Below are 19,184 nucleotides of genomic sequence, written 5' to 3' on the forward strand. Positions count from 1 at the left end.
CACTTCTTCGGGAAATTTGACTTACGATTCCCTCCCATCTTTGCGGCTCTCCATCTGTTTTGGGCTGCCTGACGATACGAAGATTATTTCTGCCAAAACCGTGAGCCCCGTAAACAGGATCGTATTTTTCAGATCAGAAAAGACCCGTTCGTCTCCCGGGCACAACAAGCAGCGCTGAAGTTCCCTAAATACTTCCCGTTTTTCGGCAATCAGCCGTGGAAAAAATCCCATATCCGACCACATTGTGGGCAGATAATCGCCGCTGAACCGAAATGTCCACGCAAGCCCTGCTGCCGTCATCCCGCAAATTGCCCCTGCGACCAGCATTTTTGCCAAAAATCGGATGCCGGATCCTGAGATCCGGTTCAACTGGCGATATCCGTTTCTTATGTATACAAAAAACAATAGCCATAACGGAAGCGAAACAATAGCCCTTGCAAGTGCGCTGTACAAATTTCCCTCAAAAAAACCGTTTGCTTCCTTTCCGGTCATCTGCATCAAAAGACTTTGTGCGGAAGAAGCCGGCTTCGATTTCTCCCCGTATTCCAGAAAAATCCCGTTCAGTCCCTCTTCCTCTTCTGCCCGGACAGCCGCAAATATACTTCCGTTTTTCACACATCCTCGAATGTAATACTCCATTCCCGCGATCGTGATCCGGTTTCCCTGTACGTTTTTTGTTCCAAATAATTTTTCCGCAAGCGCTGTACTCACCATACAGCCCTGCACATCGTCTTCCCATGGATAACTGCCGCCGGCGAGTTGTCCCGCAAAGAAGCTTTCCATACTTCCTGCGATCTTCCATACATCAGCTGTTACCACTTCCCGGACTTCACTGCTTACAGACTGCATTTCTTCCATGGACCATCCTGTCGTCTGCGGCAATACATCCGCCTGTTCTCCCGGTTCTTTCTGTTCTGCCTGTTCTGTGAACGCGGATAATGCGCTCCGGGTGAGAACGGGCGTATCATAATATGCATTGAAACATCCCGCTTTTTTTTCGGTCTCTCCATAAAACAGAAGTGCCAGAAACCAACACCCTGCTCCCAAAAAGACGATGCCTGTTTTGATCCATTTCTTTTTCATTCTTCAAGCCTCACCTTATCTCCCGGCGCAATCTCTTTACTACTCCCGATGATCACCTTGTCATCCGGATCAAGCGCTGCGTTTACCGCCGCGCTGCTCCCATCCTTTTCAAGTACCGTCACCGGAACCCGCTTTGCTTTATACTCATTTCCGAGTATCGTTTCCTCCTGTTCTGCCACAAGGCAGAATGTACCGTCCGAATCTTTTCTGACTGCCGAAAGCGGAAGAATCTGCTGATAAGCCGACTCCGTCTGTCTGCTGATCTCATACGAGACCTCACTGCCGTACATGGCTTCATTTTCTTCCAGCGGTACATAGAATACTCCCGCCATATTTTGTCCGCCCGATGCGCTTCCACCTCCCTGTGCACTCTTCTCTCCCGCTGTTCCGAAAGAGGCATCCGCTCCAAACCGCACTTCTTCTACATTCTTTTTCAATGCTTTTCCTTTTCCCGGAACCGTCACCGACACTTCGTCCCCCTGTTCGATCTTAGACAGATCTTCCGCCGTCAGAGCGCCCTTGATCCGGTATCCTCCACAGCCGAGCATCAGAAAGGAAGTATCATCCGTCACATTTCCCGCTGTCATGGAACTCTTTTTTAATACACCGTCCACAGGCGCTTTGACTTCTCCGTTTTCATTCTGCATCTGTACCAGTTTTTCCAGTTCTTTCCTTGCAAGATCCAGATCCACCTGCGCCGACTGTACACTGTAATTGCCAGCTTCCGCTGTCTTCTGGTCATTTTCCGCCGCGGCTGCGTCTTGCTCCTGCGCGCTCTGATACGCATTATACGACTGGGTTCTTGCCGACTCCTGATTCTGAAGTTCCGTCTCCGCCTGTGTTTTCTGTGCCTCCAATTCCTGCACTGCTCCGTCGTAGACTGCCTGCGCCTGTGTTTTTCTTTCCACTGCCGCTGCTTCTGCCTGTTGGCGCAGCTTCTCTGCCTCTTCTGGTTTTCCCTCACTTTCCATCTGCTGTGCCTGCTGCATTGCCGCTTCTTTTTCCGTTTCCGCAGCCTGTATTTCCGCATCCAATATCTGCTGTTGCTGTGCGGTTCCCTCATTCCACGCACGCTCCGCCGAGGAATAGGCCTCCCATGCTTTGGAATAATTTTCCTCTGCCAGTTGTACGTCTCTTGCTGCACCCTCGGAAGCCTCCACTCTCGCCGGCGGTTCTCCCGTGAGCTGAGCCTGTCCGACTGCCAGCTCCAGTTTCGTGATCTCTGCCTGTTTCTTCTCTATGCTTTCCTGCAAATATGCCTTATCATACTGCAGGATCACGTCTCCCTGCTTTACAGCCGATCCGGTCGGTTGTACCTTTTCCACACGCAGTCCGCGTTGCAGTGCAAGCAGATGTTCCGATCTTGTCTCCACCGTTCCGTTCCCACGGATCAGAATGTTGAGTTTTCCCTCCTGCACCCTGCCTGTCGTCACCGTCGGCACGACCATAGATGCCGCCGCACGGGAAACCGCGGTGCAGACCGCCATCACAAGAAAAAATACGGCAAATGCGGTCGCCGCTGTCTTTTTTTTACTGATCTTCATTTTCTTCATGTACTTACTCCTTTAGCCCTGATGCAAGAATCCCCTGCTCCAGATAATCCTGCCCGCAGGCAAACAAAAATACCGACGGCGCCATGATCAGGATCGAAGCCGCAAAAGCGGTTGCAACATCATTTGCCGTAATATTGGACAAATACAATGAGACCGGAAGCAGACTTTTCGTCTTCAAAAATGTCATCGGCGCCTCGATCGCATTCCAGCATTCCATGAAATTCAGGATTAGCGAAGAGACGACTCCCGGCATTCCGAGAGGCAGTCCGATCCTGAAAAATACTTCCCATGTGCCCGCACCGTCCACTTTTGCAGCCTCAAGCAGCGAATCCGGTATCTGCTGAAAAAACTTCGTCATCAGAAACACCGGAAAAGTGGAAAAAATCCCCGGAAGTATGACCGCCCAGTGTGTATCCAGTATCTTCAGAAAAGACAACACCGTATAACCGGAAACCATCGTGACCTGAAACGGCAGTATCATTAAGATCATATACAGATAAAGCACGAGTTTTCGTCCTTTAAACCTGTACCGTCCAAGCGCCCACGCCGCCGGAAGCCCGACACAAAGCTGTCCTGCCAGTACCGTAAACGTCTGTCTGCATGAATTCCAGAACATCACGAAAAAATCAGGACTGTCCAGCAAAAGCTGCAGATACGCTTTCAATGTCGGATAAAGCGGAAATAATTTCCACTGAAGTTCACCGCCGCTTCCGTAAAGGACACTGCCGTAACTTTCCTTTAATTCTGCCGGTCCCATCAAAGAACCTGCCGCCAAAAGCAGGATCGGAAAAATCAGGATCAGGACAAACAACGTTACGCCGATCCGGACTGCCGTTTTCTTTTTCCTCACATGTTCGTCCTCCGTTTCTCCTCGATCTTCTGGCTTCCGATCAGGATCAGCCCCAAAATGAAAGCAAGCATCACCGCAGCCGCCGTCATTTTCTGCATATCCAGCTTCAAAAACCAGTTATTGAATAAATGCTGCAGCATATAAATACTGTCATGCGGATAATTTCCCGCGATCATATATGCCTCCCGAAATACTTTAAACGCATTGACCAGAGATAAGATTCCTGTAAGAAATGCCGTTGGGATCAAAAGCGGGCAAGTAATATGCCAAAAGCATTTTAAGCCGTCTGCTCCGTCCATCCTCGCCGCCTCATACAGACTGTCCGGTATCCCCAGCAGTCCCGAAAGCCAGAGGATCATATCATATCCGAGATTTTTCCAGATATATACCACGACCAATACGCCAAATGCTTTCGGTGTGTTCATATAATCCGGTCCATGGACTCCAAACTTCTGCAGCGCTTCATTCGGAATCCCTCCCTGATCAAAAAAAAGCTGCCAAAACAGAACGACCGATCCTGCCGGAACCGCCATCGGAAGTAAAAAACCGGATTTCAATATACCGCTTTTCCTGCCTGTATTCAAAAGCAGGATGCCGAAAAACAGCGAGCTGCCCAAAAGCAAGGGCAGGCAAACGATCAGAAACCTGACCGTATTGCCCGCTGCCAGCCGAAACGCTTCATTTTCCAGCACTCCCCGATAATTTTCCAGACCGACAAATTCACTGCCCACCGCATTGAAAAAAGATCTCCGCACCACATCTGCAAACGGAATGAGGATAAAGATCCCCACTCCGGTCAGACTGGGTGCCAGCAAAACCCACGGAATCCAGCTTTCCTTTTTACTCGGAAAGGTAAAGTTCCATTTTTTCACCCAATGTTTTCGCTGCTTCTTCCGCACTGATCGTTCCTCCAAAATACTGATCCGCACAATCTAAAAATGCCTCTCTCACTGACAGGTCTATGATGAGCGGTGTGTCTGCGCCCTTTGCCAGATCCAAGATCGGTGCGATCTGATCTCTGCTCGGATAACCATACGAATGCATTTCCCCATCGCTGAATCCAATGGAGAACAAATCTTCCTGCCCGCCTTTTTCCGCAATGTCTGCCTGCTTATCCAGACTTTCCGTACGAACCGGAAGCCCCTCCATGAATTCCTGCTGCTGGATCTCATCACTCAGCATCGTTTCTATGAACTCCTGCGCCAGTTCCTTTTCGTCGGAAGACGCATTGATACCCATGCGGTTCATTGGTATATAGAGACCATGTGGGTTTACCACAGACAATCCCTGTTGTTTCTCCAAAATATCACACACAAGTGCGATCCTGGATAATCCATATATTTCATCCACGCCCGCAATATCCGTTTGCTCATATAATTCCAACATGCCGATCCCAGAAAATGCCGATATCGTATTGCCGGATGTCATAAGACCTCTGAAGTTCTCTGACCATGTATGTTCCATATCTTCTGACGGATTATTATCGACAAGTTGTTTGGACAATTCCAAAAGTTCCTGTATCTTTTCCTCTGAAAAGCTTCCGTCTTCTGTCTTCAATGCTTCATAATTGGACGCAAATAAAAGATATGCCATCTGTCCGTAAGCCGCGGCTCCGATCACCTTTCCATCCGGCTGTGCTTCTAAAAACTGCCGGACAGATTCCAGACTGTCCAGTCTTGCCAGTGCTTCCTCCGTTCCATAGAATACAGGCATCCGGAAAGAAGCCGGAATCTCATAATTCTTTCCCTCTTTTTTTACTCCGTTTATTACTCCCTCCAGCAATGTCTTGTCTTTTACTTTTTTCTCTGCAAGATCAGTCATGTCTTCCAGTATTCCTTTTTCGATATAAGAATCGACCGGAAGATCATCTAGGAACAGAACATCCGCCCCCTCTTTATTTAACAGGCTTGTATTCAGCGCATCAATATAGTCTGCCGGATTTCCGTCTGCCCCTTGCCCGAGCGCATACTGATAATCGACGTCTACTTCCGGATGTTCTTTCTCAAATGCCCGGACTGCCGCCTCTGCCATCCTACTCTCATAAAGTCCGTATACCGACAATGTTTTCTCTGTTTTTGTACTGAGTTCGGCGTCATAATAATAACGGCAGATATGGAATGTATTGGTCTGGTAATTCTCATAAACTCCATAGAGATTCTGATCGCCGTCCGCCATAAAATTCCTCATGACAAGACTGTTCTCGATCTCCCCTAAACTTCCGCGGCTTCCGTCATAAATCTGCTCGCCGATGCTTCCGTTCTCCTGATAAACAGAAATTCCGTTTTTCGTCGCAATATAATAAGTTCCGTTCTCATCTGTTGTCAGAAAACCGATTCCGTTCTCCAGCGCCTCCACTTGTGTTGCCCCGGACTGCTTTCCTGTCAGCGCATCGTAGTTCAACAGATTTTCTTGATCCTGTCCCAGTGTCACGATCGTATTTTCCCGAACCGCGATCATACCGTCATTGTTCGTCAGGATCTGGTGGCTCGGCAACGTATATTTTTCTTTTCCTGTCGCCCCGTCATACAATACAATATTGGTCGTTGCCGCCCCGACAACCGCAACATCTCCGTTTTCCACAACGCCCAGATAATACGGAAGAAAGCCGCCGTTTTGCTTCTGATATTCCAGATCCATACATTCCAGCATGACCTCCTGTGTTTCCCCCTCCGGCGTATGCCGATACAGATACGTCGGCTGCGGCGGAAGTACAAACTCTCCGTCCGTCGAAGTAATCTGGTCGGATTCCCCGGTATCTACAATGTCCGTCGTCATCAGATACAGGTTATCATCGGCTCCCCGCAAAAGATAATTCACATAAGTATCTACATCGATCCGCTCTTCGACCCAAACTTCTTCTGTTTTTTCCCAGTCATCTTCCGCCTGCTGTGTATATGAATATACCTGCGGCTCTTCTCCTCCGGTCTGGGTATATACTTCCAGCTTCTTTTCCTCGTTTAAAAAGCTGCCGAGATAAATTTCCTCTTCTCCCCACGGTCCTTCGATTTCTTTCTCCACATAACCACCTTTTGCTTCTTTTTTACTTCCGTCTTCCTCCTTTTTATCTTCACTCCCGGAACATCCGCCAAGTAATCCGACGGTAATCGCCCCGCAAAGTACAAGTGCAAGTATTTTCTTTAATTTCATACGTCCATCTCCTCTCTGACCCGCCTGTTTGCTGCTTAACATCAATGTACAGGAAATATTCCCCCTTGTACACCGACGCTAACGTTATCATTTATCATAAACAAAGATTCTCTAAAAATCTTTAAAGAATCCGAAATGTTTTTGGAGAATTTTTAGAGATTTGTATGATACAATAATCTGAAACAAGTTTTTCATAACATTTCAGGAAAGGATTTTTCTTATGAGAATTTTATTGATCGAAGATGATATCTCACTCTGCAACGCACTGATGATTCATCTGCGCAGCGAGGGATATGAAACGGACGTCTGTCACAATGGTACGGACGGTCTTTCCTATGCCTTGCAAAACACTTATGATGTGATCATTTTAGACCGTATGCTTCCGGAACTGGACGGTCTGACCCTTTTGTCCGCTATCCGCCGGAAAAATATTTTTACGCCGGTGATCATTGCCACTGCAATGGACTCGCTTCAGGAAAAGATCAACGGATTGGACTGCGGTGCGGATGATTATATCACCAAACCGTTCGATGCCCAGGAACTTCTCGCAAGGATCCGGGCTCTATCCAGACGTCCCGCAGTTCTGAATGACAGTCCGCTGCTTTCCTATGGAGACTTGTCTTTCAATCCGGAAAAACAGGAACTCACCGTATCGAACAAGACACTGTCCCTGTCCAAAAAAGAAGCCGGTCTCATGGAATATCTGCTGAAAAATAAAGAACAGAATCTGCGCAGAAATCTGATGCTTTCTTATGTCTGGGGAGCGGATGCAGAAGTCGAAGAAGGCAACCTCGACAATTATATTTATTTTTTACGCCGCAGACTGCGCACTTTGAAAAGTAACGTCCAAATAAAAACGATCCATGGCGTCGGCTACCGCCTGGAAGAAAAATCCGCTGAAGCAAATGCCTGCGGGGAGGATTTGTGATGTTTAAAAAACTTCAAAAAAAGCTGACTTTTTTATACACGCTGACCACCGGTACGATTCTGACCGTGATTCTCATTATCTGCTTTTTCTATATGAAAACTGCCGTAGAAGCACGATACAAAGCCGAATTTTCCGATATTTTTCTCACAATATCCAATCGGTTTCAAACAGAGTCTTTTTTTACCGATTCTTGGCTGGCGCAAATGGAATCAGACAACCATCTCCTGATCCATATCGAAGAAAACGGAAAACCTTTATTTTTTCAGGGCGCATTTTCCCCTGATACGAAACGGGACGTCCTGCTGGAAAATGCCCGCAAAAAAGCCGCGGATATGGGGATCACTTTGCAGACAGCTACTTTTTCTTCTCCCCTGCAGACCTCCTCTTTCACCGTAAAAGGAAATGCCAACGATTCCTATTTGTGTATGTATCTCGTGGAAGCAGGCATTTCCGGCGGTAAATCCCTGCTTGTCATGCAGGATGTCAGTTCCTTTTCCAGACAACTGTTGTGGCAGGTATGCTTCTTTCTTTTCACCGGAATCGCAGGGATTATTTTACTTTATCTGGCGAGCTGGCATACAGTGGGAAAAACGCTGATTCCTCTAAAAGAAAATCAAAAAAAACAGGCAGAATTTATCGCCGCCGCATCCCATGAACTCCGCTCCCCTCTTGCGGTCATTCAGGCAAGCGCTTCCGCTGTGCGCGCTTCCCCGGAAAATGCAGACCAAATGCTTTCCAATATCGAAAAAGAGTGTACGCGCATGGGCAATCTGATCAAAGATCTCCTCGTGCTGGCGGCATCCGATTCAAGAAAATGGCAGCTTACATTGGAAACTTACGACAGCGACACCCTGCTTTTGGATGTATACGAGACATTTGAACCTGTCTGCCGTCATAAAAACATCCGGCTGAATCTGCTTCTTCCGGATACCGAACTTCCCCATGTCCGCTGTGATAAAAACCGCGTCATTCAGATCCTCACAATTCTTCTGGATAACGCCATTGCCTACACCGCCCCCGATGAAACGATCGATCTGCAAATTTCATCAAAAAAGAAAAAAATCTGTTATCTGGTCGCCGATCACGGGAAAGGGATTCCCGACGAGGAAAAAGACAGGATTTTTGACCGCTTCTATCAAAGCGATAAATCCAGAAAAGAAAAAGAACATTTCGGGCTTGGACTTTCCATTGCCAGAGAACTTGCCGAACTGCAAAAAGGTTCTCTGACCTTAACAGATACCCCGGGCGGCGGATGCACATTTTTACTTCTTCTGCCGATTGCCGAAGATCATCTGTGAAAAATACCGTGAAAAATCAATCTCTGAGAAATCCCCGAAAATCACGTTCCTGAAAATCCGGAAATTTCTTCAAAAAGCGACATTTACAGAAAATAAGAACTTTGTTATAATCAACTCATGTTCACACAATGTCCACACTGCAGTTGTGAACAATTACATTTAATACAAACTTTTTTCAAAAAGGAGGAGTTTTCTCATGCAGTATAGACCAAAGGGAGTCTGTTCCCAATCCATCGATTTTGATATCGAAGATAACAAAGTGAAAAACGTCTCATTTGTCGGCGGATGCAGCGGAAATCTTCAGGGAATTTCCCGTTTGATCGAGGGAATGGATGTCAACGAAGCGATTTCCAGAATCGAGGGAATCCGTTGCGGTTTTAAAAGCACATCCTGCCCGGATCAGCTCGCAAAAGCATTAAAAGAAGCAACCGGCAAATAATCACGGTTGCTTCTTTCTTATTTTTATGGAGTTGTCTGCCTTTTTATTTGCGCTGTCTTCCCACGCGTTCCTTTAAGCAATGAGAGCAGTCACTGTTATGTAGCACGGAATTGTGGCGTTCCCGGTACAAGCTGCTATACTCTTTTTCATCTTATTTTTATAGTTGCTTCATGTGCTTACGAATACAGTGACTGCTCTCATTGCTTAAACTTGTGGGAAATCAAGCTTGTCTAGTCTACTTTGATACCATCGGTGAAAGAATACGCTTCATCGTATGGAAGATCATCTACATTTCCGGCATAGTGATAGCAATGCACTCGATAATAATATCCTCGTGGCACTTGTAATGTTTTTCCGGTTGACACATAATATGTATTTTCCGCATCTTTTGCCCAAGAATAAATCTGTTCCCAATCACCTGTCTCTTCGTTATACTGATCCACATAAACAAGTACAGCCAATTTATCCACATCATGGTTCGCCGTCGTTGCCCCATACGCATAAATCCTTCCTCTTCCGGATTTTGAAATTGCGCTTTCTCCGTCCATCAGATGCTTTCCTCTTAAAAGCGCATCTTCCGAAACCGTTCCTCGCGATTCTTCGGCATCCGTCAGATAAGAGCCATCCACTATCTTTTCCTTATCCTGTGCGGATACTCCCAGTACGTTTCCTGCAATCAACAAGCACAACATAGTCATTGTTCCAAGCATCGATATAAGTCTCTTTTTCATGCTACTTTTCCCCTACTTCTCATATATATTCAATTCGTTACATTAATATGACAACTGAAAAGCAAAAAACTTACGCATTTTTTATAAAAAATATAAATTTTTTAAAATTTTATCAAATTCCTGCCTTTCCATCGTCCCCTTTAGCTCATAATGTATCCCCTGATATTCAAATGATCCCACATATCTACTTTCATTTTCTGGAAGCTTATATACATCTACTTCTATTTTCGTCTTATCTGAATCAACAACGTAATGCTCAACTAATTCATCCTCTTCTTTCGCTCCTTTAGATGAATCCTCATTATTCGCATAAATAGTATATCGTATAGATTCATCCTTATACTTATAAAACAACTTAGCTTGCCCGATTTCTTCTTCAATAGAATAATCCACAAGTTTCATTCTCTGCGGTTTATTTAGAAGTTGAACTACTGTAATCCCCAACTGTTCATTAATTTCACTATACGCTTTTGCTTCATCAACATCTCCTGTGCTTTGTTTATCCATGTCCTCCACATTGATCACTTTTACAGATTCATCACCCACGATCACATCCAGCAATTCTTTCCAATAAGACTTGCTGCCAACACTGACACTTCCAAAAGCAAACACCAGCACAAGTACTGCCGCCAGAACAAGATACCAGTGTTTTGTCCTTTTTCTCCGGTATCTCTTTTCAGGCTCACTTACTCTATTTTCTTGTTCTTCTTTTCGATACTCCTTTTCTTCCAATTCACGGATTTTTGCAAAAAGGGCATCGTCCATTTCTTTTGTCACCTGAATGTTATCTAACTCAGGATGATCGTCCAGTTCTTTTTCAATCTGCCGAACTTCTTGTTCTGATTCGTCTTTTATCGATAATTTTCTTGTTTTTTCCATTCTGCTGCCCCTTAATTCTATCGTTACTTTCTTCTTGACTTTTCTTTAAATAAGGTTAATATGAATCTAGGACTTTTCGTTTTTTCACTTCTGCCGAGCACATACAGCAAAATGAATACGATCTATTTGTCCTAAAGAATATATTCTATCTGGAGGATTTTATATGAAACGGATCATACTCACCGGCGGTGGAACTGCCGGTCATGTCACTCCGAATATTGCACTGATTCCTAAACTTCGCGAACTAGGTTACGATATTCAATACATCGGTTCCTATAACGGGATTGAAAAAGAACTCATTGAACCTTTCGGTATTCCATATCACGGAATCTCATCCGGTAAATTACGCCGCTATTTCAGTCTGCAAAATTTCACGGATCCATTCCGTGTATTAAAAGGATTGAGCGAAGCTAAAAAACTGATACGCGAACTCAAGCCTGATATCATTTTCTCAAAAGGCGGCTTTGTATCCGTTCCGGTTGTTCTTGCCGGAAAGAAAAATAAAGTTCCGGTCATTATCCATGAATCGGATATGACACCCGGTCTGGCTAATAAACTTGCCATTCCCTCCGCAACAAAGGTATGCTGCAACTTTCCTGAGACTATGAACTATCTTCCTGCCGAAAAAGCTGTGCTTACCGGTTCTCCGATCCGTCAGGAACTTTTAACAGGAAATCGCATCACTGCACTGGACTTATGTGGATTTACCGCGGACAAACCGGTTATCCTCGTAATCGGCGGAAGCCTTGGTTCTGTCGCAGTCAATACCGCAGTCCGTGCTGCGCTTCCTGAACTGCTTAAAACATTCCAGATCATCCATCTCTGCGGAAAAGGAAAACTGGATGAATCACTGACCGACCAAAAAGGATATAAACAATTTGAGTACATCAGTGAAGAACTTCGTGATATTTTTGCTTTGGCAGATATTGTGATTTCCCGTGCCGGTGCAAATGCGATCTGCGAGTTATTAGCACTGCGCAAACCGAATCTCCTGATTCCGCTTTCCGCAAATGCAAGCCGCGGAGATCAGATTCTCAATGCCCGTTCTTTTGAACGTCAGGGATTCAGCATGGTTCTGGAAGAAGAAGCTGTCAATAAAGAAACGCTTCTTTCTGCTGTACAACAGTTGTATCAAAACCGTGAGGTCTTCACCGATGCGATGAAAAACTCCGGTCAGCAAAACTCCATTGATACCATTATCAAGCTGATCCAGGATCATTCCAAATAAACCAGTATTGCATTGTCGTATCTTAGACCATTTCAATCTGAAAGAAAACAGGTGCTTTCCCCGCACCTGTTTTCTTATAAGTGCTTCAACTCTTCGTATTCCACACTAAATGTCTTTTTGATCCACTTTCTTGCCCTGTACAGTAAAACATAAAAGGCGTCTTTCTTCATCCCCATTTTCCTTGCCGCCTCTTCCTGCGGATATTCCATAAGACATACCAGCATAACTGCCTCGTACCACTTCGGATTCTTTTCCAGCAATGCTGTCATAATCGTTTCATGAAGCTTTGCTCTTTGCTTTTCCGTATACTCACCCATATATTCTTCCTCTGAGCTTTCCCTCATCGATTCTGTAAATGATATCTTTTCTTCCGAAGTGCTCTCCGCAAACTCACGGGAAAACCGTTTTTTATAATTGAGTGCGCGATGCTTTGCTTTCAGGCAGAGCCATGCTTTTATATTCCGATATTCCGTTCCCTGTTCTTTGTATAAAGTCAAAAATATATCCTGCATAATATCTTCTGCAGCCTGCAGATCACCGCTAACCTGATATGCCACTTTCAGAACAAGATTCTTATATTTCTCATAAATCTCGTTAAACTCGTGATTCTCTATCAACATTCTATCTCCGGTAGTTCTGCTATTTTTTCAACTTCATTAAAATCTCTTCTTTGTCTGTCTCTGTAAGTTCTCCCATTTTCCATCCCAAGCCAACCTGATCGCCCTCGTATCTCGGGATCAGGTGCATATGAAAATGAAAAACGGTCTGACCTGCCACTTCTTCATTATTCTGTACAATGTTATATCCATCACATCCAAGAACATCTTTCAGTTGATTGACCATCTTCTTTGCCAAAACCATTACTTTTGCAGCAAGTTCATCATCCAGATCAAACAAATTTCTGTAATGTTCCTTCGGCAGGATCAGCGCATGTCCTTTCGACGCCGGTCCCAGATCAAGGATCACCCTGAAATCATCATCTTCATAAAGTGTTGCCGACGGGATCTCTCCTGCCGCTATTTTGCAGAAAATACAATTGTCATCTCTCATAGTATCCACTCTCTTTCTGTAACTTTTATTTCTTGTAGTATATCCTATTTCTTCCAAAAAGAGAAGTCAAAATCAATTTCCCGGCTCTTCTTCCCACTCTTCAATCTGTTGCTTTTCCCGGCAAAATTCTTGTCGAAATATGTCTCACTGATTTTATTGAATCCCACACGTCCGCATGCTAGACTGAGGGTGTTATCAGTTAAACTTACCACTTTTACTACGAATACGAAAGGAAATACTATGTTACATAATATCGATTTAAACAAAATGAATCAACTCATGAAAGAAAATAAAGACGCAAAACAGATTATCAGCCAGCTGCTCGAAAACCACCATACCGCAGTTTCTACCATTGCGCATGAAATACGAAACCCGCTGACCCTTGTTTCTTCCGCACTTCAAGTCATGGAAATACAGCATCCGGAAGTAAAAGATTTTTCACACTGGTCACAGATGCATGAAGATGTTGATTTTATGTGCAGTTTGCTGAATGAATTATCCTCGTTCAACAACAGTGATTCTCTGCACTATTCTGTTTTTTCCATCGGGCAGCTTTTAAAAAATATTGCCGTTTCATTTGCGATCTCTCTGGATGAGCACGACAACCATATTGAATTTTCTTCTGATATAGCCCCGGATCTTCACGACTTTACAGGTGACAAGATCAAGTTGGAAGAAGTCCTGCTGAATATTTTGAAAAATGCACAGGAAGCAATTCCGACGGACACTTTACATGGTTCTATCCATATGAAAGCCGAACAGATCGCCGATATGCTTATCATCAAAATCACTGACAATGGATGTGGAATTTCCGCAGATCACTTAGAATCCATTTTTGAACCCTTTACTACCTACAAGCAAAATGGAACCGGTCTCGGACTTTCCCTCTCCAAACGGATCATTGAAGCTCATGGCGGAACTATTTCTGTGAACTCTGTTCCCGGAAAAGAAACCTTATTCACTTTAAGACTCCCTATGTGATCTGTATCTGCTTCTACGAAAAATCTGCCATATTTCCCCAAGCACCGCTTCCAGCAGAAATCCACAGATCAAGCCACCAATATGAGCAGCATTGTCAACTCCACTGCTGCTCAGACCAAAATAGAGGCTTAAAGCAACCATGAAGAACAATCCTCTTCTGCTCACTCTCCCAACATGTCCCCGATTACGGATCGCGGCAAATAATAACGCTCCCATCAACCCGAATACCGCGCCGGACGCTCCCGCTGAGACAACATACACTCCCGAATTTCTATTCAGAAAAAGTGAAAGCAGATTTCCTCCGATCCCACTGAACATATAAATCAAAATAAAACGTATTTTTCCTGTGACAGCCTCTAAATTCCAGCCGAGAGCACCAAGCATTACCATATTATTTAATAAATGCTGCATCCCAAAATGCAGAAACATACTGGTCACCAGACGATAATACTCTTTCCCCTCCAGAACATATGGGGCGTACATCGCTCCATGTTCCAGCAAAAACATCGTATCTCCGTCTTTACCGATCAACATGATTCCTAAAAAGATCCCGATATTGACAATAATAAATCCCGTTGTACAAATGGCTTTTTTCTTTCCCTGCAAAACCTATCCTCTTTCTCTTATTTCAATTCAATGATTCTATTATAGGTTAGTGGATTCTTCTTGTCCATCTGTTTCCGTCATCAGATCATCCCATTCCCCCCAGCTTTTTCCGGGTGAATGCCATATGGATCGCTTCCAGGGATTGTACCATCCATCTTCTTCTCGTATCATCTCCGCATGGGAAATAACTTTATGCCTCCATTTCTGATGAAACTGTCTTTTAAGTACATATTCTTCTTCCTCACATTCCTCCTCATCTGACAGCATAAATACATTCCCGAATTCCTGCTGTACATCCGGTTCCTGTATCTCTTCTTTTTTTCGCTCTTCCTCATGAATCTCATATTCCTCCATAATTGTCTTCAAATCATATTTTTCCTGTAATGTTGCTTTATGAAGTTCATATGCCAAAAAAATTCCTTCGACATCTTCATAATCTAAAGTCTTCACAAAATATTCGGACAGTTCATGAAAAGACTGCAACAGTTTTTTCTTTTGTACCGGCAAATAACAGAACCACCATTTTCCTGCTTTCCGAAAAAGATACTCCGGTTCCAGCATGAGACAATCCGGATTCAACATATGTTTTTGTAAAATTTCAATCACCTCGAGCAGTCGTCCGATCAATTCCTGAATATCTGCTTTTTTCATACAATCTTTCGCATACAGATCACTCATAGAAGCGCATCCGCCTACACCATATGTATAGCAGCTTGCACCGTTCACTCCGCACCCCTCTATGGGTAAAATCCCATCTATTGGATTCCTTTGCAGCATAGGCATCTGGTAATCTTCTGTATACGGTTCTGCCACCGTCACTCTGAAAAAAGCCTGACTCAAATTTGTCTCATACTCCATGTGGATATGCTCTTCCATTTTTACATCCCTCCTCTTTCTTTTTCCACTGTACTTTCACTTCCTATGCTGTCTTTCACCTCTTCCAGCAACCGCTTTCTGCGTATTTTTCTCTCCGGTTCTACAATCGAGGCACTCTGTCTGATCTGTAATTTCATCCTTTTTCGCTCTGCATATACATTCACACGGACTCGCTTTTCACTTTCTTCAATAGAAACTTCTGTGTGAGGAAATAAAATCAATTTTCCTTGTATGCGTTCCCGATAAAATTCTGTAAGATCCGCTTTTCCATCTGTCTCCGGCTTTCTGGTCATCTGAACTGCCACGACCGCAGTCTCTCCCGCCGCACCTATTAAAATATTTTTATCATGATAATAAAATACGGTGTATATGATCATTACAAAAATAAAAAATATCATAGGCACAATGTATGTCATCTCCACGGTGATCACTCCGCTCACCGTTCTCTTTGCTTTACTTTTCTTATCTTTCATATGATTCATCCCACACCTCCAAGTACTCTTACAAAAAAATATCCAATCCCCAAGAATGGTACAAATGGAACTGTCGTTTTTCTATGAAATTTTCCAAATACCAATGCCGCAGCAGAAACCACTGCTGACAGAAAAAATGCGATTGCCAGCAAACTGATCAGATTCCAAAATCCAACGGCCACACCTAACAGCAAGATCAATAAACTGTCTCCGTATCCAAAACTTTCCCGCGTCATTTTACTTATCATTAAAAAAATACAGCCTGCTGCCGCCCCGAATAAACAAAGTTCCCATGGAGTCTCTCTTCTGATAAGCTGAGAAAGTATGACACAGATCCCACCAGCCGCCAATAACCACATCGGCAGTTTTCTGGTTCGTATATCCAACACAGAAAGTATGACAAGATATATAAAAAACGTGATCTGGATTATTTTCCACATTTATTGCATGCCCCCATTCCCGCAACCTCTGATTTTTTCACTGCCCGGATTGAACGCTTCAAGCCACTGCAGTTGAGTGAATTATGATATTTAGTTCCATAATTTGTAATATAAACCCCCGCCATCGATTCTCCGTGAACACATTTGTCACACGCATGATAAATTCCTCCCGATTCATTCCTGAGATCTTCTACTGACGCTGCCGGAACAAACTGAACGGATAGCTGAAGATAAGAGCACCGATAATCGGTATGATACACAATCCCTGTCTCCGTAATATAAACAATACGTTCCTCCCCTTCCGCTTCATTCTGATCGGCATATCCCGTCCATGCTTTTACTTGAAACTCATGTTCCTGTTTTAACCGGATCCCTGTATATTCAGGAAACGGAAGCTGCAGTTTATACGAAACTTTAATGTGCAGCACTTCGTCGTTCGAATCATAATATGTCGCCCAACAGCGGATACCGCTGCTTCCTCCTGATATAATGCTCCGGTCCAACCGTTCCGCTTCCGCTAGATTCACCAGATCTGCCTGAAATTTGACCGGATTAAAAAATGGGTGAATGGCAGCATCTTCCGCTGCGATTTTTGCCGCTCCATGCGCTGCCGTTCCGATTGAAAACCGAATAGCCTGTATTTCCAAGAGATAAACCAGACACATAATCGCGAATAAAAATAATGGAATTGTCAATGCCGACTCTACGGTTACACTGCCTTTGATCCTTGTCTTTGAATCTGATGCAGACGCCCTTTCCCGATCGGATATGGATGGGTTTCTATTTATTTGTGTCATCGCAGTCTTCCTTTCTTTTTATTTTTGTAGTAACTTTGGCGTTTCTATCTGTGGGGAACAGACAGTCTCGGGATGAAAAGGCGCCTGCATCAGATTCAAAGATTTGTTACAGCAGCAATGTGCAAAGAACAATGTGCCCTTTACACACTGCCGCCAGCGTCGATGTACAACGGGAAATACGCTTGTTCATCAACGCTAAGAATATCCGAAATATGCCGGAAATGAATATGTGATCCCTGTTCGTATTTCGGCAGTACTTTTTACCTTTAATTTTGTAACGCATTGGTCTGCATGAAAATGAGAATGTCCCTTTTCAAATCTGATATTTTGCTCAATTCGGTCCAAAGTCCGCATTGTCAGTTCTTCTTCTCCTTTCATAAAAAGCAAGATCTGTAAATACTGCATATAAGTCATTCCATCCTCTGCATCCATCCCCTCCATCCCGTCTTCCCCCGAACCGATCCGGAATACAGACTCCAATGACAGCTGCCATGTCTCTTCCGACTTCATCAAAGCTGCTCGCTTTCCCGAGAGAAGTGCCCGCAGATCCATCACACTTTCCCCAAAGCACCATAAGAGCAACAAAATCTGTTTTAACCCCTCTGCCGCCTCCGGATGCAATGCAACTGCTGCCAAGGCAAGCGCCAAGGCTCCCGCTTCGCCTTGCTTCTTTGCATCAGACAACAAATACACATAATTCATCGCTAACCGGAAACAGAAAAGCTGCCGGACTACGGACCTTAAATTTTCTTCATCGCTACTTTTACCACTGATCATATATTCGATCTCGTAATCCAGATTTCGATTTTTTCCGTGCGGTTCTGTTGCAGATCCGAACGTTTCCAGAATATATTGTTCATACAATACTTTTCCCTTGACTCCCCCGGTATTGGAGCGCTGGGGAAAACTCCCCCAGCCCGACTCCTTATTTCCGGCAGACAACATTTCTGCCGGATTTATCGATTTTGATGATAAAATGAATGTTTTCGGCAGTACCAATGACAACAGACCAGACTTTTTCGCCTCTGTGATTCCATCAAACTCTTCCGGAAGTATCTCCTCATTCTGCCCGATCAACTGATCGATCTCCTCCGATACCGCTTCACCTTTGATCTCTTGTTCTTCCCATTTTTCCGATAATCCGACAAGATTCTGAATCAGGTCAATTCCGTCCTTACTTTCCATATACGCGAGCACTTGCTCACGAAATGCCTGTCCACCATTATCTGTCAGAAGCTGAAGATCTGTGATTTCCTGTTCTATTCCCGGATTTCCGTAATATGCCATCCGATTTAATAACAGATCTTCCTCGAATTGCCCGCTTCCGTATGACATATCAAATGCAAAAATATCATAGTCCTCCAATAAATCTTTCTGATATTCCCCGAAAACAGAATAGAGCGCCCGATCTACATCCATTCGTTTTTGATTCTTTGAAGTTTGGATCATGGAACTTTCTGTCAATGCCAGGATAAAAGATACCAGCAGTACAAAAACCAGACTTAAAAATGCCGTAATCTCACCTCGTACTGTCCTTTTCTTTTCTCTTTCCCGATTACTCTTCATTCTCTTTCCTAAATGCCTGCACTTTCGCTTGTGATCTTATCAAAAATCGTATTGACTAAATCGATCAGTTGATTTTTGAATATCAAAATCAGGGCGATGATCACCACCAAAATAAGCAGCATTTCTATCACTGATAACCCCGAGTTGTCCTTTAAAATCGCAATCCCTTCCCGGAATTTTCTTTGGATCATCCGTCTCATTTTCTGTATTTTTTTCATAAGCTTCCCTCCATCTTCCGCCTTTACCGGCACAACAGCCT

The 19,184-nt window shown here is 44.2% G+C and carries 21 protein-coding genes; 5 read left to right on the forward strand and 16 right to left on the reverse strand.

Annotation, left to right across the window (positions count from 1 at the left end; genetic code table 11):
- Positions 1-21: 21 nt before the first annotated feature.
- The 5 genes from I2H87_RS10435 to I2H87_RS10455 are packed head-to-tail and all read right to left on the reverse strand — an operon-like array spanning position 22 to position 6,633.
- Positions 22-1,083 (reverse strand): ABC transporter permease, encoded by a 1,062-nt coding sequence (locus I2H87_RS10435; RefSeq protein WP_195609900.1) that lies wholly within the window; start codon positions 1,081-1,083, stop codon positions 22-24.
- Positions 1,080-2,636, reverse strand: a complete 1,557-nt coding sequence (locus tag I2H87_RS10440) for a hypothetical protein (protein WP_243273918.1) — start codon at positions 2,634-2,636, stop codon at positions 1,080-1,082. Before I2H87_RS10440 ends, I2H87_RS10435 begins: the two co-directional genes overlap by 4 nt.
- A 4-nt stretch (positions 2,637-2,640) precedes the next feature.
- A complete protein-coding gene (locus tag I2H87_RS10445; RefSeq protein WP_330611554.1) occupies positions 2,641-3,486 on the reverse strand; it encodes a carbohydrate ABC transporter permease in 846 nt (281 codons plus the stop codon).
- Positions 3,483-4,385: a carbohydrate ABC transporter permease gene (locus tag I2H87_RS10450; RefSeq protein WP_117549933.1), complete on the reverse strand. Its 903-nt coding sequence runs from the start codon at positions 4,383-4,385 to the stop codon at positions 3,483-3,485. The genes I2H87_RS10445 and I2H87_RS10450 overlap by 4 nt, the downstream gene beginning before the upstream one ends.
- The gene (locus I2H87_RS10455) at positions 4,327-6,633 is read right to left on the reverse strand and encodes an ABC transporter substrate-binding protein (RefSeq protein ID WP_195609902.1); all 2,307 of its coding nucleotides are present in this window, start codon (positions 6,631-6,633) and stop codon (positions 4,327-4,329) included. Before I2H87_RS10455 ends, I2H87_RS10450 begins: the two co-directional genes overlap by 59 nt.
- 220 nt (positions 6,634-6,853) lie before the next feature.
- On the opposite strand from I2H87_RS10455, the gene I2H87_RS10460 reads away from it, so the two are divergent.
- The 3 genes from I2H87_RS10460 (at position 6,854) to I2H87_RS10470 (ending at position 9,298) form a co-directional block, all read left to right on the forward strand.
- Complete coding sequence (locus tag I2H87_RS10460; protein ID WP_022151688.1) at positions 6,854-7,561, forward strand: response regulator transcription factor; 708 nt, start codon at positions 6,854-6,856, stop codon at positions 7,559-7,561.
- Positions 7,561-8,859 carry a sensor histidine kinase gene (locus I2H87_RS10465; RefSeq protein ID WP_195609904.1) on the forward strand — a complete coding sequence of 433 codons (1,299 nt, stop codon included), beginning with the start codon at positions 7,561-7,563 and terminating at the stop codon, positions 8,857-8,859. The genes I2H87_RS10460 and I2H87_RS10465 overlap by 1 nt, the downstream gene beginning before the upstream one ends.
- 196 nt (positions 8,860-9,055) lie before the next feature.
- A complete protein-coding gene (locus I2H87_RS10470; RefSeq protein WP_009267029.1) occupies positions 9,056-9,298 on the forward strand; it encodes a TIGR03905 family TSCPD domain-containing protein in 243 nt (80 codons plus the stop codon).
- 230 nt (positions 9,299-9,528) lie between these two features.
- On the opposite strand, the gene I2H87_RS10475 is transcribed toward I2H87_RS10470, so the two are convergent.
- Together I2H87_RS10475 and I2H87_RS10480 are read right to left on the reverse strand one after the other, a co-directional pair.
- Positions 9,529-10,029, reverse strand: coding sequence for a DUF6147 family protein (locus tag I2H87_RS10475; protein ID WP_195609906.1), 501 nt, complete (start codon positions 10,027-10,029; stop codon positions 9,529-9,531).
- Positions 10,030-10,110: 81 nt separating this feature from the next.
- Positions 10,111-10,908 carry a DUF4367 domain-containing protein gene (locus tag I2H87_RS10480; protein WP_195609908.1) on the reverse strand — a complete coding sequence of 266 codons (798 nt, stop codon included), beginning with the start codon at positions 10,906-10,908 and terminating at the stop codon, positions 10,111-10,113.
- A gap of 163 nt (positions 10,909-11,071) precedes the next feature.
- Between I2H87_RS10480 and I2H87_RS10485 the strand changes: the two genes are divergently transcribed.
- The gene (locus tag I2H87_RS10485) at positions 11,072-12,136 is read left to right on the forward strand and encodes an undecaprenyldiphospho-muramoylpentapeptide beta-N-acetylglucosaminyltransferase (RefSeq protein ID WP_195609910.1); all 1,065 of its coding nucleotides are present in this window, start codon (positions 11,072-11,074) and stop codon (positions 12,134-12,136) included.
- A gap of 74 nt (positions 12,137-12,210) precedes the next feature.
- On the opposite strand, the gene I2H87_RS10490 is transcribed toward I2H87_RS10485, so the two are convergent.
- Both I2H87_RS10490 and I2H87_RS10495 read right to left on the reverse strand, forming a co-directional pair.
- Complete coding sequence (locus tag I2H87_RS10490) at positions 12,211-12,756, reverse strand: RNA polymerase sigma factor (protein WP_009267033.1); 546 nt, start codon at positions 12,754-12,756, stop codon at positions 12,211-12,213.
- A gap of 19 nt (positions 12,757-12,775) precedes the next feature.
- Positions 12,776-13,186 (reverse strand): HIT family protein, encoded by a 411-nt coding sequence (locus tag I2H87_RS10495; RefSeq protein WP_022151686.1) that lies wholly within the window; start codon positions 13,184-13,186, stop codon positions 12,776-12,778.
- A 240-nt stretch (positions 13,187-13,426) separates the two neighbouring features.
- On the opposite strand from I2H87_RS10495, the gene I2H87_RS10500 reads away from it, so the two are divergent.
- Positions 13,427-14,167, forward strand: coding sequence for a two-component system sensor histidine kinase NtrB (locus I2H87_RS10500; RefSeq protein ID WP_022151685.1), 741 nt, complete (start codon positions 13,427-13,429; stop codon positions 14,165-14,167).
- On the opposite strand, the gene I2H87_RS10505 is transcribed toward I2H87_RS10500, so the two are convergent.
- The 7 genes from I2H87_RS10505 to I2H87_RS10535 all read right to left on the reverse strand — a co-directional run bounded on the left by I2H87_RS10505 (position 14,150) and on the right by I2H87_RS10535 (position 19,143).
- Entirely contained in the window at positions 14,150-14,773 is a 624-nt protein-coding gene (locus tag I2H87_RS10505) for a rhomboid family intramembrane serine protease (RefSeq protein WP_054703805.1), read from the reverse strand. The two genes, I2H87_RS10500 and I2H87_RS10505, sit on opposite strands and share 18 nt — an antisense overlap.
- 39 nt (positions 14,774-14,812) lie before the next feature.
- Positions 14,813-15,649: a DUF6382 domain-containing protein gene (locus tag I2H87_RS10510; RefSeq protein ID WP_022151683.1), complete on the reverse strand. Its 837-nt coding sequence runs from the start codon at positions 15,647-15,649 to the stop codon at positions 14,813-14,815.
- A 2-nt stretch (positions 15,650-15,651) separates the two neighbouring features.
- Positions 15,652-16,131, reverse strand: a complete 480-nt coding sequence (locus I2H87_RS10515; protein ID WP_195609912.1) for a TadE/TadG family type IV pilus assembly protein — start codon at positions 16,129-16,131, stop codon at positions 15,652-15,654.
- Positions 16,128-16,562 (reverse strand): prepilin peptidase, encoded by a 435-nt coding sequence (locus I2H87_RS10520; RefSeq protein WP_022151681.1) that lies wholly within the window; start codon positions 16,560-16,562, stop codon positions 16,128-16,130. Before I2H87_RS10520 ends, I2H87_RS10515 begins: the two co-directional genes overlap by 4 nt.
- Positions 16,550-17,359: a pilus assembly protein gene (locus I2H87_RS10525; RefSeq protein WP_195609914.1), complete on the reverse strand. Its 810-nt coding sequence runs from the start codon at positions 17,357-17,359 to the stop codon at positions 16,550-16,552. The genes I2H87_RS10520 and I2H87_RS10525 overlap by 13 nt, the downstream gene beginning before the upstream one ends.
- 195 nt (positions 17,360-17,554) lie before the next feature.
- A complete protein-coding gene (locus I2H87_RS10530; protein WP_195609916.1) occupies positions 17,555-18,925 on the reverse strand; it encodes a DUF5702 domain-containing protein in 1,371 nt (456 codons plus the stop codon).
- Positions 18,926-18,933: 8 nt separating this feature from the next.
- Positions 18,934-19,143 carry a Flp1 family type IVb pilin gene (locus I2H87_RS10535; protein ID WP_009267043.1) on the reverse strand — a complete coding sequence of 70 codons (210 nt, stop codon included), beginning with the start codon at positions 19,141-19,143 and terminating at the stop codon, positions 18,934-18,936.
- Positions 19,144-19,184: the final 41 nt, after the last annotated feature.

It is taken from the genome of Mediterraneibacter glycyrrhizinilyticus (assembly GCF_015560805.1).
GTDB classification, from domain to species: domain Bacteria; phylum Bacillota; class Clostridia; order Lachnospirales; family Lachnospiraceae; genus Schaedlerella; species Schaedlerella glycyrrhizinilytica_A.

Excerpts from the sequence above, each read along its gene's own strand:
- I2H87_RS10435 (WP_195609900.1), bottom strand. The coding sequence starts at position 1,083 with ATGAAAAAGAAATGGATCAAAACAGGCATCGTCTTTTTGGGAGCAGGG.
- I2H87_RS10440 (WP_243273918.1), bottom strand. The coding sequence starts at position 2,636 with ATGAAGAAAATGAAGATCAGTAAAAAAAAGACAGCGGCGACCGCATTT.
- I2H87_RS10455 (WP_195609902.1), bottom strand. The coding sequence starts at position 6,633 with ATGAAATTAAAGAAAATACTTGCACTTGTACTTTGCGGGGCGATTACC.
- I2H87_RS10460 (WP_022151688.1), top strand. The coding sequence starts at position 6,854 with ATGAGAATTTTATTGATCGAAGATGATATCTCACTCTGCAACGCACTG.
- I2H87_RS10465 (WP_195609904.1), top strand. The coding sequence starts at position 7,561 with ATGTTTAAAAAACTTCAAAAAAAGCTGACTTTTTTATACACGCTGACC.
- I2H87_RS10470 (WP_009267029.1), top strand. The coding sequence starts at position 9,056 with ATGCAGTATAGACCAAAGGGAGTCTGTTCCCAATCCATCGATTTTGAT.
- I2H87_RS10475 (WP_195609906.1), bottom strand. The coding sequence starts at position 10,029 with ATGAAAAAGAGACTTATATCGATGCTTGGAACAATGACTATGTTGTGC.
- I2H87_RS10480 (WP_195609908.1), bottom strand. The coding sequence starts at position 10,908 with ATGGAAAAAACAAGAAAATTATCGATAAAAGACGAATCAGAACAAGAA.
- I2H87_RS10485 (WP_195609910.1), top strand. The coding sequence starts at position 11,072 with ATGAAACGGATCATACTCACCGGCGGTGGAACTGCCGGTCATGTCACT.
- I2H87_RS10490 (WP_009267033.1), bottom strand. The coding sequence starts at position 12,756 with ATGTTGATAGAGAATCACGAGTTTAACGAGATTTATGAGAAATATAAG.
- I2H87_RS10495 (WP_022151686.1), bottom strand. The coding sequence starts at position 13,186 with ATGAGAGATGACAATTGTATTTTCTGCAAAATAGCGGCAGGAGAGATC.
- I2H87_RS10500 (WP_022151685.1), top strand. The coding sequence starts at position 13,427 with ATGTTACATAATATCGATTTAAACAAAATGAATCAACTCATGAAAGAA.
- I2H87_RS10510 (WP_022151683.1), bottom strand. The coding sequence starts at position 15,649 with ATGGAAGAGCATATCCACATGGAGTATGAGACAAATTTGAGTCAGGCT.
- I2H87_RS10515 (WP_195609912.1), bottom strand. The coding sequence starts at position 16,131 with ATGAATCATATGAAAGATAAGAAAAGTAAAGCAAAGAGAACGGTGAGC.
- I2H87_RS10520 (WP_022151681.1), bottom strand. The coding sequence starts at position 16,562 with ATGTGGAAAATAATCCAGATCACGTTTTTTATATATCTTGTCATACTT.
- I2H87_RS10525 (WP_195609914.1), bottom strand. The coding sequence starts at position 17,359 with ATGACACAAATAAATAGAAACCCATCCATATCCGATCGGGAAAGGGCG.
- I2H87_RS10530 (WP_195609916.1), bottom strand. The coding sequence starts at position 18,925 with ATGAAGAGTAATCGGGAAAGAGAAAAGAAAAGGACAGTACGAGGTGAG.
- I2H87_RS10535 (WP_009267043.1), bottom strand. The coding sequence starts at position 19,143 with ATGAAAAAAATACAGAAAATGAGACGGATGATCCAAAGAAAATTCCGG.